Raw genomic sequence first — 14,949 nt, 5'->3', positions numbered from 1 at the left:
TTCGCTTATTCTAGCCAGATTAAACTCGCCATTCGACCGGTCACGCCATCTCGGCGGTATGAAAAATACTGTTCGCTATTGCTTACCGTGCATTCAGTGCCACCATAGATTTCTACTACGCCTTTTTGATTAAGGCGTTGCCGCGCTAATTGATACATATTGCCTAGCCATTTGCCATTGGGCTGTGCAGTAAATGCAGAGGCGGCGGCTGCATCGTGGCGAACAAACTCATTACGCACATCATCGCCTACTTCAAATGCAGTAGGACCAATTGCAGGACCTAACCATGCCATGAGTGTATCAGCGGGGACATCCATCGCATCGATGGTCGCTTCAATGATGCCATCACATAAGCCACGCCAACCCGCGTGCGCTGCCGCAACCACGGTACCGTGCTGATCACAGAGCAAGACCGGTAGGCAGTCCGCGGTCATGACGACGCTCACGACGCCAACGCTGCGGCAGACGCTGGCATCGGCCTCAATCGGCTTCGTCACCGCGGCAGCATCGACGACAGTGGTGCTGTGCGTCTGTTTTAGCCACGCCGCGGGCGAGGGTAATTGTTGCCGATTGGTTGCTACAGCGTTAGTTGCATCGCCCACATGATCGCCCAGATTAAAGCTATCATACGGCGCAGTGCTAACGCCGCCATGCCGCGTGGTTTGCAATGATTTGACACGCGCGGGCGCAGGCCAGTCTGGGGCGTAGCAATGGGTATTATTCACAGTCATCGTCTTACTCACGGACATAAATTAGCTCACAATCGTGATCGTCGTCTTCTTCATCTTCGTCAAAATCATCTTGGCTCATGCCCATATCAGCGCGCAGCGTGCCAATGAGTTGCTCTAAATCGAACGGAATTGCAGCTTTCCAAGTCATGGTCTTGCCGCTCTCAGGATGAACCAAAGAGAGTTTTCTGGCGTGCAGCGCTTGGCGATTTAAGTCTTCTAGCGCCATGCGCACTTCATCGCTGGTATCCATTTTAGGCGCAATGCCGTAGACCGGATCCGCTGCAAGTGGATGGTTAATGTGTGTCATGTGCACACGAATTTGATGTGTACGACCGGTTTCCAAACGGCATTCAATCAAAGTGTAAGCGTTAAAACGTTCCAAAATATGATAATGCGTCACAGAAGGCTTGCCGCTGCGCACCACGGCCATCTTAATACGATCTTTCGGGTGGCGTGCAATGGGGGCATCCACTTTGCCGTCAGCATGGATTGAGCCGTGCGCAACGGCGAGGTAATGGCGTTTGACGCTGCGTTCTTGTAGTTGGTTAACGAGGTGGGTTTGTGCTTGTAAAGTACGAGCCACGACCATTAGGCCACTGGTGTCTTTATCGAGTCGATGAACAATTCCTGCTCGAGGGATTTGGCGTAATTCAGGGTAATGAAAGAGCAGGGCGTTCAGTAGCGTGCCATTCCAATTGCCGCTGCCGGGGTGAACGACTAAACCTGCTGGTTTGTTGATGATGAGAATAGTGGGGTCTTCATACAAAATATCGAGGTCAATGTCCTCGGCTTCGTAGGCCACTTCATTGGGGTCGGGCTGTACGTCGACTGACAGCGTTTCTCCGCCCCAGAGTTTGGTTTTCGGCTGCGCGGTTTCACCATCCACCGTCACCCGCCCGTCTTTAATCCACGTAGTCAAGCGGCTACGAGAAAAATCAGGCAAAATCTTCGCTAAAGCAGCGTCCAAGCGTGTGCCTGCTAATTCATCAGGCACAGACAAAACACGAATGTCTGCGAAGTCGTTATAATCGTTAAGTTCAATATCGGATTGCATCATGACTAATATTCTACCGCGAATCCTGATTTCTGCCTTATTAGTTAGCTTAATGGCAGGATGTTCTTCGCTCAACAATGAGAAACAAGATGAAACTTTGGGCTGGACAGCTGAAAAGATGTTCAGTGAAGCCAAGTCTGAGCAGGGGAGTCGCAATTATGAAGCGTCTAATCAGCTCTTGGAAAAGCTTGAAGCCCGCTATCCTTATGGACGATTTGCCACGCAAGCTCAGCTGGAAATGGCTTACAACTACTACAAAGACCAAGAGCCAGCATTGGCGTTGGCTGCGATCGACCGCTTTATAAAGCAAAATCCAAGTCATCCCAGTGTGGATTACGCTTATTACTTGAAAGGCCTAGTCACTTTTAATGAGTCGCAAGGCTTTATGTCGAATATCTCAAAGCAGGACATGTCAGAGCGCGACCCGAAAGCAGCAAAAGAATCGTTTAACTCTTTCCGTGATTTAACGCAGCGTTTTCCTGAAAGTAAGTATGCCAAAGATGCCACCATTCGGATGGGCTACTTGATTGGTGCTATGGCAACGTATGAGTTGCATGTGGGACGCTATTATTTCCAGCGTGGAGCTTATCTTGCAGCAGCTAATCGCGGACGAGCGCTGATAGATAGCTTTGCCAACACCAAACAAGTTGAGGGTGCACTGGGTTTAATGATTCAGTCTTATGACCGACTCGGTTTGACCGACTTGAGTGCAGACACCAAACGTGTGCTACTGAAAAATTACCCTGAGTCTACTGCTGATAAAGAATTCTTTGATCCTGATGCTTATTGGTGGGCGCCGATTTAAAAAAGATTGCAAATTAATGAAAGTGGGCTTGACGGCGGTTTAATTGCCGTCTATTATTCTGCTCTCTTTGAGGGGGTATAGCTCAGTTGGTAGAGCGCTTGCATGGCATGCAAGAGGTCAGCGGTTCGATTCCGCTTACCTCCACCAGAACAAAGTCCCTATAGTTTAGCGGTTAGAACACTGCCCTTTCACGGCGGCGGCCGGGGTTCGATTCCCCGTGGGGACGCCAGAATTTGTAGTAAAAAGTTAAGTAGTTTTAAAGTTTATGTCCCTATAGTTTAGCGGTTAGAACACTGCCCTTTCACGGCGGCGGCCGGGGTTCGATTCCCCGTGGGGACGCCAAAATATAAAAAAGCACACACTGCAAAGTGTGTGCTTTTTTATTGCGTGAAATTAATGGTGGTGATTTTTGTCGTATTCTATGCGGGCATGCGCGAGGCAGTCGTAGAAGTCGATTCTTAAATTCGCACAGAGCTCAAGATATTGCTGCAGCTGCGTTGTGACTTCACTGCTGAGTTGTTCTTTCGTGTTGGGCGCAGAAGGGGTGAAGCTGCTTTTGTTCTGCTGATAGTTGGCCATTGGTCTTCTCCTAGCAACTCGTTAAGAAGAGTATTGCAAGACTTGTGCCATGGTGCAATGCGGAAAATACGTACGTTTTACTGCTTTTTAATCTGCTTTTTCATTTGAAACAGCAATATCCGGCAATCATTGCCGATTTTTTACGGCAATTCATGTATTACTTGAGCTTGTTGTCGAAATTCTTTGCATTCGCGGATAAATTTCAAACATTCCGTTGGTCGTTTTAAATCGAGCAAGCAGAAAAAAACCACGGGAAACCGTGGTTTTTTTGCATCGGAATCGTCCGAATTACTTTTTACGTTGCGGTGGTAAGTCAGTACAAACGCCTTTTGCCACTTCGGCAGCCATACCAATCGATTCGCCCATGGTTGGGTGAGGATGAATGGTTTTGCCGATATCAACTGCATCTGCGCCCATTTCGATGCCGAGACAGATTTCACCAATCATATCGCCAGCATGCGGGCCAACAATCGCGCCACCGAGCAATTGACCATTTTCAGCATCAAAAATCAACTTGGTGAAGCCTTCAGTCCGGCCATTGGCAATCGCACGGCCAGAAGCAGCCCAAGGGAACACGCCTTTGGTGATCTTGATGCCGTCTTTCTTGGCTTGATCTTCAGTTAAACCAACCCAGGCCACTTCTGGGTCGGTGTAGGCCACGCCTGGAATCACGCGAGCGTCAAAGTAGGCTTTGTGGCCTGCCGCGTTTTCTGCAGCAACGTGAGCTTCGTGAACGGCCTTGTGCGCCAACATCGGTTGACCAACCAAATCGCCAATGGCGTAAATGTTGGGTACGTTGGTGCGCATTTGCTTGTCAACTACGATAAAACCACGCTCATCCACAATCACGCCGGCGTTTTCAGCGCCGACTTTCTTGCCGTTCGGTGAACGACCTGTAGAGTACAGTACCAAATCGTAGCATTGTGCTTCTGCGGGCGCATTCGGGCCTTCAAACGTTACCCAAACACCATCTTCTTTTGGCACAATCGAAGTGGTTTTTGAGCTGAGCATGATGTTGTCAAAGCGGTGTTTGTTCCAGTCTTGCCACACTTTAACCAGATCACGGTCTGCGCCTTGCATTAGGCCGTCTGACAACTCAACGACGTCTAGGCGCGCGCCGAGCGTTGAATAAACCGTACCCATTTCCAAGCCAATAATCCCGCCGCCGATAATCAACATGCGTTTCACAACTGCTTTTAATTCGAGCGCGCCTGTTGAGTCAATAATCCGTGGGTCGTTCGGAATGAATGGCAATTTCACCGCTTGCGAACCTGCTGCAATCACGGCTTGCGCAAATTTAACGACTTTTTTCTCGCCTGATCGTTCTTGGCCAGTGCCGGTGGTGACTTGCACTTCCATGTGGTTGGCATCAAGGAAAGTACCCAGACCACGAACGTGCTCGACTTTACGCATTTTCGCCATGCCGGCCAAACCACCAGTGAGCTTGTTGATCACTTGGTCTTTGTAGCCGCGCAGTGCGTCGATATCGACTTCGGGTTTACCAAATTTGATCCCGTTGGTCGCCATGTGAGCGACTTCATCAATCACCGCCGCATTGTGTAGCAAGGCTTTTGATGGAATACAACCCACGTTCAAGCACACGCCACCGAGTGTTGAATAACGCTCAACAATCACGGCTTTCATGCCTAAGTCAGCAGCACGGAATGCTGCTGAATAGCCGCCAGGCCCTGCACCAACAACGAGGATATCGCATTCTATATCCACTTTGCCGGTGTATTGACCTGCGACTGGCGCTACTGCTGCAGCAGGGGCTGATACAGAAGGGGCTACAGCTGGCGCCGCTACAGGAGCTGCCGCCACTACCGGTGCAGAAGCTGAGGCTGCGATTTCAATGATTGCAATCACATCGCCTTCGGTGGCTTTGCCGCCCGCAGCGATGCGCATCTCTTTAATCACACCAGCGTGCGTAGATGGAACTTCCATCGTCGCTTTGTCGGTTTCGAGAGCGATCAAGCTGTCTTCAATCGCAACGGTGTCGCCGACTTTAACGAAAACTTCAATCACATCAACACCAGCATGGCCGCCAATATCGGGTACTTTTAATTCAATCAGATTGCTCATAATAAAATCCTGTATGGGTATATGAATAAGGGCATTAAAGGGTAGTGGCTACGGGCCAATACCCTTATAGGCACCCTTACAGAACTAAACGACGAACGTCGGACAACAATTTACCCAAATACACGGTGAAGCGACCTGCTTGCGCGCCGTCGATCACGCGGTGATCGAATGACAGCGACAATGGGCACATCAGGCGTGGCGCGAATTCTTTGCCATTCCAAACTGGTTTGATTTGCGATTTGCACACGCCCAAGATGGCGACTTCAGGTGCATTCACGATAGGCGTAAAGCCCGTGCCGCCAATACCGCCCAAGCTAGAAATCGTGAAGGTTGCACCTTGCATATCGGTTGGTTTGAGCTTGCCATCACGCGCCAAGGCTGACAATTCGGTCAACTCTTTGGTGATTTGTTTGAGGCCTTTTTGGTCAACGTTCTTGATCACTGGAACAACCAAACCGTTTGGCGTATCAGCGGCAAAACCGATGTTGTAATACTGCTTCAGAATCAGATTGTCGCCGTCGAGCGATGAATTCATTTCTGGGAAGGCTTTGAGTGCTTCGGCAGCGGCTTTGATGATGAAAGCGAGTGGTGATAATTTCAGGCCACTTTTTTCCCATTCTTTACCGATGGTTTTACGGAAGTCTTCCAGTTCAGTGATATCGCACTCGTCGTTAAACGTTACGTGTGGGATCACTACCCAGTTGCGATGCAAGTTCGCGCCAGAAATCTTTTTGATTTTTGACAGCGGTTTACTTTCGATTGGGCCGAACTTGGCGAAGTCCACTTTTGGCCATGGCAACAAATCAATGCCACCACCGAGTGATGCGCCAGCAGTAGGTGCCGCCAATGATGAGGCCACCGCGCTGGTCATCACTGATTTAACAAAGCTTTGCACGTCTTCATGCAAAATGCGGCCTTTTGGACCTTTGCCGCTTACTTTGATCAAGTCTACGCCGAGTTCACGAGCGAATTTACGCACTGATGGAGAGGCATGGGCTTTGCTGAAGTTAGCTTCGTCGACTTTAGCTGGAGCAGAAGTCGTTGCTACAGGCGCAGCAACTGCAGCAGGTGCCGCAACGACTGGCGCAGCAGCAATTGGTGCAGGAGCTGGAGCAGCAACAGGAGCGCTAACTGCCGCCGCACCTGCAACTTCGAGCAACAACACCACATCGCCTTCAGAGGCTTTGCCGCCAACTTGGATTTTGATTTCTTTGACAGTACCTGCGTGAGTTGAAGGCACTTCCATCGTCGCTTTGTCAGTTTCCAGAGCAATCAGTGATTGCTCTTTCTCGATCACATCGCCAACTTTAACGAACACTTCAATCACGTCTACGCCAGCGTGGCCGCCGATGTCCGGTACTTTCACTTCAATCAAGCCACCGCTCGTTGCAGGCGCAGCAGGTGCACTCGCAACGGTTGCTGGTGCCGCTGCAACGGCTGGCGCTGGCGCAGCAACTGGTGCGGTTGCAGCAGCAACTTCGCCCAATTCAAGCAACAACACCACATCGCCTTCAGAGGCTTTGTCACCGACTTTGATTTTCATTTCTTTAATCACACCGGCGTGCGTCGCTGGTACTTCCATTGTGGCTTTATCGGTTTCAAGCGCGATCAATGATTGTTCTTTTTCGATAGTGTCGCCGACTTTGACAAACACTTCGATTACATCAACACCAGCGTGGCCGCCGATATCGGGAATGGTCACTTCAATTAAATTGCTCATTATCAAATCCTATGATGGGTGAGAGGGAAGGGGTGAGGTATTGCCCTCACCCTATCAGTACTCTTTGTTTAGCGGGCTATACCCTAAAAGAGCACCTCACTCAATTACACTGTCCAAGGGGCCGGTTTCGCTGGGTTGATACCATATTTTTCCATGGCTTCAAGCACTTTCTCTTTACCGATTTTGCCTTCGTCAGCCAAGGCTTTAATTGCGGCAACAGCAACGTAGAAGCTGTCGACTTCAAAGAATTTACGCAATTGTTTGCGTGAATCAGAGCGACCGAAACCATCGCAACCAAGCACAACGTAACGACCTGGCACGTATTCACGAACTTGATCGGCAAACGCGCGTTTGTAATCGGTTGCAGCGATCACTGGACCTTGACGGCCAGCCAAGCATTGAGTCACGTACGGCACCGCTGCTTCGCCCATTGGGTTGAGCAAATTATGACGCTCAGCAGCCATGCCATCGCGGCGCAATTCGTTAAAGCTTGGGCAAGCCCAGATATCAGACTCAATACCGAAATCAGCTTTGAGCAATTCAGCCGCTTTAATCACTTCGCGGAAAATCGTACCCGAACCCATCAATTGCACTTTCAGTTTCGCGTCTTTTGGGCCTTCTTGGAACATGTACATGCCTTTCAGAATGCCGGCTTCTGCACCTGCTGGCATTGCCGGCTGGGTGTAGTTTTCGTTCATTACTGATAGGTAGTAATAGATGTTCTCTTGGTCTTGGAACATACGGCGCATACCGTCTTGGACGATCACAGCCAATTCATAGGCAAACGTTGGATCGTACGAAACGCAGCTTGGGATGAACTCAGCAAACAAGTGGCCGTGGCCATCTTGATGTTGCAAGCCTTCGCCGTTCAATGTCGTGCGACCCGCAGTACCGCCGATCAAGAAACCACGAGCGCGCAAGTCGCCAGCCGCCCAAGCCAAGTCACCAATACGTTGGAAACCAAACATTGAGTAGTAGATGTAGAACGGAATCATCGTTACGCCGTGGTTGGCGTACGATGTTGCAGCAGCGATCCAGTCCGACATCGCACCCGCTTCGTTGATGCCTTCTTGCAAGATTTGACCAGTTTTAGACTCTTTGTAGAACATCAATTGGTCAGCATCTTGTGGCTCGTACAATTGACCCACGTGCGACCAAATACCGAGCTGACGGAACAAGCCTTCCATACCAAAGGTGCGTGATTCATCCGGCACAATCGGTACGATGCGGTTGCCGATGGCTTTGTCTTTGGCGAGCGCTGTCAAGATACGAACGAATGCCATTGTCGTTGACATTTCGCGTTCGCCCGAGCTATCGAGCAAAGCTTTGAAAAGGTCAAGACCAGGTACAGTCAATGGCTCATCGACTGGATTACGGCTTGGCAAGTAGCCACCCAATGCTGCACGACGCTCGTGCATGTATTTCAACTCAGGCGAATCAGCTGCCGGTTTGTAGAACGTGCAGTTGGTTGCTTGCTCATCCGTCAATGGAATATTGAAACGGTCGCGTAGATGCAGTAAATCATCGTTGGCCAATTTCTTGGTGTTGTGTGCTACGTTTTGCGATTCGCCTGCAGTTCCTAGGCCAAAGCCTTTCACTGTTTTCACGAGTAGCAGTGTCGGTTGACCTTTGTGTGCAACGGCAGCTTTGTACCCTGCATAGACTTTGTACAAGTCATTGCCGCCACGCGTCAATTTCCAGATGTCGTCATCTGACATTGCTGAAACGAGATCGAGCAATTCTGGGTATGCGCCGAAGAAATGTTCACGAACGTACGCGCCATTTTTTGATTTGTAGGTTTGGTATTCGCCGTCAACCACTTCCATCATGCGTTTTTGTAGCAAGCCTTTTTTGTCTTGCGCCAAGATGGCATCCCAGCCTGTGCCCCACACGACTTTAATGACATTCCAGCCTGAACCGCGGAAGTCGCCTTCGAGTTCTTGGATGATTTTGCCGTTACCACGTACTGGGCCGTCAAGGCGCTGCAAGTTGCAGTTGATGACAAAAATGAGGTTGTCGAGATGTTCACGTCCAGCAAGAGAAATCGCGCCAAGTGATTCTGGCTCGTCCATTTCACCGTCACCGCAGAAGCACCAAACATGACGATCGCCTTTTTGCGTAAAGCCTCGGTCGTCGAGGTATTTCATAAAGCGAGCTTGGTAAATCGCCATCAAGGGGCCAAGACCCATTGATACGGTTGGGAATTGCCAGAAATCAGGCATCAGCCATGGGTGTGGGTAGGATGACAAACCACCACCGTCGACTTCTTGACGGAATTTATTCAATTGATCTTCAGAGATGCGACCCTCAAGGAAGGCACGAGCATACACGCCCGGCGCAGAGTGACCTTGAACGTACACCAAGTCACCACCGTGATTTTCATCAGCTGCATGCCAGAAGTGATTCCAACCCACATCGTACAACGTGGCAGCAGAGGCAAACGATGAAACGTGACCACCCAAATCGCCATCAAAACGATTGGCTTTCACCACCATTGCCGCTGCATTCCAGCGGGTGTACGACAAAATACGTTCTTCCAAATGTGCATTGCCAGGGTGTTTAGCTTGCAAGTGCGCAGGGATCGTATTGATGTAAGCGGTGGTGGCGGTGTACGGAATGTTCACGCCATCCTGACGAGCATGATCAACGAGTTGCTCAACTAAAAAGTGCGCACGTTCGGCACCTTCGGCTTCGATGACGCCAGCTAGGGCGTCGCGCCATTCTTTAGTTTCTTGTGGATCATGGTCATGTAATTGCTCTGCCATTTGTATCTACCTTGTGAGTGGTGGTGTTTTACGCATCCGATGCTTAGGTCGGATGTTGAGTTAATGAAAAGGCGGGGAGTAACCGCCTTTTGGCTTTAGCGCGGGGTGTTCCGCTTGTAATAATTGATTAAACCATTGGTTGATGCGTCGTGCGTATTGGTCAAGCCCGGTGTAGTGAGGTCGGCTTCAATCGCTTTGGCTAGTTGCTTGCCAAGCTCAACGCCCCACTGGTCGTAGGAGTTGACATTCCAAACTGTGCCTTGAACGAAGACTTTGTGCTCGTACAGCGCAATAAGCGCACCCAAACGACGTGGCGTCAGGCGTTGCATCAGAATCGTATTGGTTGGGCGATTGCCCTTGAAAATCTTGTGTGGAGCGAGTTTTTCTTGCGCCTCACCGACGATGCCGGCTTTATCGAGTTCAGCGCGAACTTCAGCTTCATTCTTGCCGCGCATAAAGGCTTCGGTCTGCGCAAACACATTAGCCATCAAGATGGTGCTGTGTGGCTCTGGAATATCTGGATGCTCGATGGTGGAGATAAAATCGATAGGCAGTAGCTGGGTACCTTGGTGCAGCATCTGGTAATACGCGTGCTGGCCGTTAATACCTGCATCACCCCATACGACAGGGCCTGTTGCATAATCAACGCGATTGCCGTCTAAATCGACCGACTTACCATTTGATTCCATATCCAGCTGCTGCAAGTATGCAGGGAAGCGGGATAAGCATTGGTTGTATGGAGAAATCAGGTGTGTGCTCGCTTCAAAGAAGTTCGCATACCAAATGCCAAGCATGCCCATAATGACCGGCAGGTTTTGCTCGAGTGGTTTGCCACGGAAGTGTTGATCCATGGTGTACGCGCCATGCAACAAATCTTGGTAATTGTGTTTACCCAAGTAAATGGCAATCGGTAGACCAATTGCTGACCAGAGGCTGTAACGACCGCCGACCCAATCCCAGAATTCAAACATATTGTTGATGTCGATACCAAACTCGGCCACGGCTTTGCTATTGGTCGATACAGCAACAAAATGCTTGGCGATGTGCTTTTCATCGATGGCTGTTGATAAGAACCATTTACGTGCAGTGCGGGCATTGGTAATCGTTTCTTGGGTCGTGAAGGTTTTTGAAGCAACGATAAACAGTGTTGTTTCTGGATCGAGGTTTTTCAGCGTTGAAACGATTTGATCGCCATCTACAGTTGAAACAAAGTGCATGGTCAGCCGAGCGTGACCGTACTCTTTCAGGCCTTGGCACACCATCAGTGGGCCTAGGTCTGAGCCACCAATACCAATATTTACTACATCGGTAATTGGTTTGCCTGTGTAGCCTTGCCATTCGCCTGAGCGAACTTTATCGGAGAAATTGCCGATTTGCTCTTTCACAGCGTTCACTTTTGGCATCACGTCTTCGCCATCGACCATGATGGGATTGCGATCGAGATTGCGTAAAGCGGTATGCAAAACAGCACGATTCTCGGTGGTGTTGATTTTTTCACCGGAAAACATCTTTTCAATGCGTTCAGACAGTCCTGACTGGCGCGCCAAATCCATTAGCAAGGCGACGGTCTTTTCATTAATACGATTCTTTGAGTAATCAAAGAACAAGCCGCCCGACTCAAGTGAAAATCGTTCAAAGCGATGCGGGTCATTCTCAAACATATCCCGCATTTGCAGTGGTGAAATTTCTTTGAAATGTTCGGCAAGCGCTTGCCAAGCAGGGGATGCGGTGAGGTTGGACATCTGAATCGTTCCTTTTTGATCGCAAACTGGTGTTGTCTTATTATTGCTACGTGGTTTTTTAGTGGTCATGTCCACGGACTCGTTTTTCTTTCATATTGCGTTTCATTTTCTCGAGCTGATCGATCAGCTCAGGGCCGCGTTTGAGTGCAACCCCTACGGCCAGTACGTCGATAATCACCAAATGCACGATGCGGGTAATCATCGGGGTGTATAGGTCTGGATCTTCCATCGTGTCGGCAAACAGACAAATATTGCAGCGCTTAGCCATCGGTGATTTGGAGTGCGTAATCCCAATGACGTCCGCGCCTGAATCACGCGCGATTTCGACTGACCGCAGCATGTCTAGCGTGCGGCCAGAGTTAGATACGGCAATCACCGCGTCGCCCGGTTTGAGCATCGATGCGCTCATGCCGTGCATATGCGGGTCGGTATAGGCGACAGTCGGAACGCCTAAACGGAAAAATTTATTTTGCGCATCAATTGCGACGGCACCGGATTGACCTTGTCCCCAAACCTCGATTTTTCCTGTGCTGGAAAGAATACGAATGGCTTTGTCGAGTACATCGGTATCGAGCTCATTGCGGCAGCGCAGTAGATGAGAAATATTGTTATCGAATAACTTTTTGGCTAAATCATGCGCTGAGTCATCTGCAGAGACCATCGAGTGCACATAGGGCACACCCGAGACCAAGCTACGCGTGAGGCGAAGTTTAAAGTCTTGCAGGCCAGAGCAATTGAGTGAACGGCAGAAGCGAATCACAGTCGGTTGCGAAACGTCAGATAGCTCTGCAATTTGTGCAATCGGTGCATTGGCCACGAGGTTTGGCTGAGCCAATACCAGATCGGCCACCTTGCGTTCAGATTTAGATAATGTATCAAGTACTGCTTTGATTCGTTCGAGCATGATTTGGCGCCCTCAATCAAACGCAATAACGCCAAGCAGAAAAGCTGCTTTGGCGTTGGAAGAAAAAATGGAAAAGGTTGAAATCACTTAGGCAGTCCAATAAACCTGTGCGGTGCTCTTAACTTGGTCGAGTACGCGGCGAATTGGGTAGAGATCGGTGATGGCTTTTTGTTCTTGCATTGCTGTATTGAGCAATTCTTTTTTACCGGTGCCGGTAATGTGCACCAGTACGTTTCTAGCTTGTGCAATCGTCGGTAAAGTGAGGGTGATTCGTTGATGAGGCGCAGCAGGAGGCGTTACCGCTGCGACTAAATTGGTCGAAGCGCATGCAGCCTCAAGCTCGATTGCATTTGGAAATAGTGAGGCGGTATGGCCGTCATCACCCATGCCAAGGATCAGTATGTCGATAGGCCATTTGATTACATTAAGCTGTAATTCAATACCTGCTAAGCCTTCGTGTGGTGTTGCAGATTCGTTGACCATAGAAATAAAGTTGGCCGCAGCTGCGTTTTCTTGCAGTAAGTTCTCGCGAGTCAAGCGCTCGTTGCTGTCTGCATGGTCATTGGGAACCCAACGTTCATCGACTAAGGTGATGTTTACTTTTGCCCAGTCGATAGGACTAGTACGCAAAGCCTTAAACATCCCTGCTGGTGTGCGACCACCGGAAACGGCCAGGCTGGCGGTACCGCGCTCTGCGATTGCTTGTTTTAATTGCTCAGCAATAGAGTGGGCGAGGTTAAGGTCGAGCTCGTCTTTGTTTGCGAACTCATGCCATTGCAGGGACATTCAGGATTCTCCAGAGATTCAATACAATATTTGCTGTGCAATTCGGAGTTTCCCGAATTTTGCCACGGCTTGGCGTAATTCGGGAAACTGATTAAAGGCTTACGCCTCTTCGTGCCAACACATTCCGTCGCGAGACAATAGTGCAGAAGAGGCCGCAGGGCCCCAAGTGCCAGCAGAGTAGGTTTTAGGGCCTTCGTTGCTGTTTTCCCAGCTATCGATAATTGGCTCAACCCAACGCCAAGCCGCACGTTGTTCGTCGCGACGTACGAACAGCGATAGATCACCTTTGATGACATCCATTAATAGGCGCTCATAAGCTTCTGGGCTGCGGGTACTAAAAGCTTCTTTGAAATCCAAATCCAAATACACTTCACGCAAGCGTTCACGACCTGGTTCTTTCGCAAGCATGTAGAGGCGAACTGACTCAGCAGGTTGTAATTGAATCACTAGACGGTTCGGTTGCGTATTTTTGCCGAAAATTGAAGTCGGTGCTTCACGGAAATTAATCACGATTTCAGCAAGGCGTTCTTGTAGGCGTTTGCCGGTACGCAAGAAGAATGGCACACCCGCCCAACGCCAAGTTTCGATTTCAGCTTTTAGAGCCACAAATGTTTCTGCTTTTGAGCCAGCCGGAACACCTGGTTCATCTTGGTAACCAGGAACTGCTTTGCCACCGACTGCACCGGCACGATATTGACCGCGCACGACTTTACTATGCACTGTTTCTGGCGTGAGCGGTTTCAGTGCGCGCAATACTTTGAGTTTTTCATCACGTACTGCATCAGCGTCGATTGAGGCTGGCGGTTCCATTGCCACGATAGTGAGCAATTGCAAGAGATGGTTTTGTACCATATCGCGCAAAGCGCCTGTTTTGTCGTAAAAGTCTGCGCGAGTTTCAACGCCGACTTGTTCAGTCACGGTGATTTGTACGTCACGAATCCATTCACGGCGCCAGAGAGGCTCAAGCAAGGTATTGGCAAAGCGCAGGGCAATTAAATTGAGCACAGGCTCTTTGCCGAGATAGTGATCAATCCGATAAATTTGCTGTTCGGTGAAGTATTCGCCCACTTCATCATTAATTTTATTTGATGAGTCAAGGTCGTGGCCGAGGGGTTTTTCGAGAACAACGCGGGCGTTGCCTTTGTTTAGGCCGACTTCAGCTAGGTTTTTTGCAATCGGAGCAAAAAAATCAGGCGCAGTCGAGAGATAAAATACGCGATTGCGAGTAGGGAATTTATTGAGTGCTTCTGCTAAAACAACAAAATCACTCAAGGTATTTGCATCAACTTTGAAATATTCAATGCGTGAGGCGAACACAGCCCAGTCGGCTTCGTTATAATGCTTGCCTAAGAATTCGCGTGCTTTGCTTTGTGCTTTCGCGACGTAGCTTGTTGTGTCTGAAGGGCTGCGGCCTAAGCAGATGATGCGACCATCCTCTGGAAGGTTGCCATCTTGGTGTTGGTGGTAAAGTGCTGGTAATAGCTTGCGCAGGGCCAAGTCACCAGTGCCGCCAAAAAATACCATGTCGAAAGCGTCGATCGGAGTCATTGCCGAAAATCCTTCCCAGTTGAGGTTTGATGTGCACCTAAATTGTGCGTGCAGACAAGTAAGCTTTGTAATCTTACTACATGCATAAATGGCGGTGCAAACGAATTTGTTATTTGTTAATTCTACCATGTGTTTTTTGTTCGTAAAGAGCAGCAAGTCCATGGTCCTAAACGCCAATGTTGCATTGCAGCGCAAAGTGACAATGTACTTTTTGGGTTGCTCTACGGCGTTGA

General features: G+C 49.5%; 11 protein-coding genes and 3 tRNA genes. 4 read left to right on the top strand and 10 right to left on the bottom strand.

Going from position 1 to position 14,949, the window contains the following annotated elements; translation table 11 throughout:
- Nucleotides 1-5: 5 nt before the first annotated feature.
- The gene (gene pgeF / locus K4H28_RS11235) at nucleotides 6-749 is read right to left on the bottom strand and encodes a peptidoglycan editing factor PgeF (protein WP_221005286.1); all 744 of its coding nucleotides are present in this window, start codon (nucleotides 747-749) and stop codon (nucleotides 6-8) included.
- Nucleotides 736-1,788, bottom strand: a complete 1,053-nt coding sequence (gene rluD / locus K4H28_RS11230; RefSeq protein ID WP_221005285.1) for a 23S rRNA pseudouridine(1911/1915/1917) synthase RluD — start codon at nucleotides 1,786-1,788, stop codon at nucleotides 736-738. Before rluD ends, pgeF begins: the two co-directional genes overlap by 14 nt.
- Between rluD and K4H28_RS11225 the strand changes: the two genes are divergently transcribed.
- The 4 genes from K4H28_RS11225 (at nucleotide 1,787) to K4H28_RS11210 (ending at nucleotide 2,932) form a co-directional block, all read left to right on the top strand.
- Nucleotides 1,787-2,590: an outer membrane protein assembly factor BamD gene (locus K4H28_RS11225; RefSeq protein ID WP_221005284.1), complete on the top strand. Its 804-nt coding sequence runs from the start codon at nucleotides 1,787-1,789 to the stop codon at nucleotides 2,588-2,590. The genes rluD and K4H28_RS11225 overlap by 2 nt on opposite strands.
- A gap of 71 nt (nucleotides 2,591-2,661) precedes the next feature.
- Nucleotides 2,662-2,737, top strand: a tRNA-Ala gene (locus K4H28_RS11220).
- Between the two features lie 7 nt (nucleotides 2,738-2,744).
- Nucleotides 2,745-2,819 (top strand) — tRNA-Glu (locus K4H28_RS11215).
- A gap of 38 nt (nucleotides 2,820-2,857) precedes the next feature.
- A tRNA-Glu gene (locus K4H28_RS11210) sits at nucleotides 2,858-2,932 on the top strand.
- Between the two features lie 51 nt (nucleotides 2,933-2,983).
- Here the strand turns inward: K4H28_RS11210 and K4H28_RS11205 are convergent.
- The 8 genes from K4H28_RS11205 to zwf form a co-directional block, all read right to left on the bottom strand.
- Nucleotides 2,984-3,169 (bottom strand): hypothetical protein, encoded by a 186-nt coding sequence (locus K4H28_RS11205; RefSeq protein WP_221005283.1) that lies wholly within the window; start codon nucleotides 3,167-3,169, stop codon nucleotides 2,984-2,986.
- A 288-nt stretch (nucleotides 3,170-3,457) separates the two neighbouring features.
- Nucleotides 3,458-5,251 carry a dihydrolipoyl dehydrogenase gene (gene lpdA, locus K4H28_RS11200; protein ID WP_221005282.1) on the bottom strand — a complete coding sequence of 598 codons (1,794 nt, stop codon included), beginning with the start codon at nucleotides 5,249-5,251 and terminating at the stop codon, nucleotides 3,458-3,460.
- Nucleotides 5,252-5,327: 76 nt separating this feature from the next.
- On the bottom strand, nucleotides 5,328-6,971 hold the full coding sequence (gene aceF / locus K4H28_RS11195) for a dihydrolipoyllysine-residue acetyltransferase (RefSeq protein WP_221005281.1): 1,644 nt from the start codon (nucleotides 6,969-6,971) through the stop codon (nucleotides 5,328-5,330).
- A 104-nt stretch (nucleotides 6,972-7,075) separates the two neighbouring features.
- Nucleotides 7,076-9,736, bottom strand: coding sequence for a pyruvate dehydrogenase (acetyl-transferring), homodimeric type (gene aceE / locus K4H28_RS11190; RefSeq protein WP_221005280.1), 2,661 nt, complete (start codon nucleotides 9,734-9,736; stop codon nucleotides 7,076-7,078).
- A 95-nt stretch (nucleotides 9,737-9,831) separates the two neighbouring features.
- Nucleotides 9,832-11,478, bottom strand: coding sequence for a glucose-6-phosphate isomerase (gene pgi, locus K4H28_RS11185; RefSeq protein ID WP_221008030.1), 1,647 nt, complete (start codon nucleotides 11,476-11,478; stop codon nucleotides 9,832-9,834).
- Between the two features lie 58 nt (nucleotides 11,479-11,536).
- Nucleotides 11,537-12,382, bottom strand: a complete 846-nt coding sequence (locus K4H28_RS11180; RefSeq protein ID WP_221005279.1) for an SIS domain-containing protein — start codon at nucleotides 12,380-12,382, stop codon at nucleotides 11,537-11,539.
- A gap of 87 nt (nucleotides 12,383-12,469) precedes the next feature.
- The gene (gene pgl / locus K4H28_RS11175; RefSeq protein WP_221005278.1) at nucleotides 12,470-13,168 is read right to left on the bottom strand and encodes a 6-phosphogluconolactonase; all 699 of its coding nucleotides are present in this window, start codon (nucleotides 13,166-13,168) and stop codon (nucleotides 12,470-12,472) included.
- A gap of 99 nt (nucleotides 13,169-13,267) precedes the next feature.
- Nucleotides 13,268-14,716, bottom strand: a complete 1,449-nt coding sequence (gene zwf / locus K4H28_RS11170; RefSeq protein ID WP_221005277.1) for a glucose-6-phosphate dehydrogenase — start codon at nucleotides 14,714-14,716, stop codon at nucleotides 13,268-13,270.
- Nucleotides 14,717-14,949: the final 233 nt, after the last annotated feature.

It is taken from the genome of Deefgea tanakiae (genome assembly GCF_019665765.1).
GTDB classification, from domain to species: domain Bacteria; phylum Pseudomonadota; class Gammaproteobacteria; order Burkholderiales; family Chitinibacteraceae; genus Deefgea; species Deefgea tanakiae.
The sequence above is the reverse complement of the archived record's forward strand: the minus strand, read 5'-3'. Positions and strand labels throughout refer to the sequence as shown.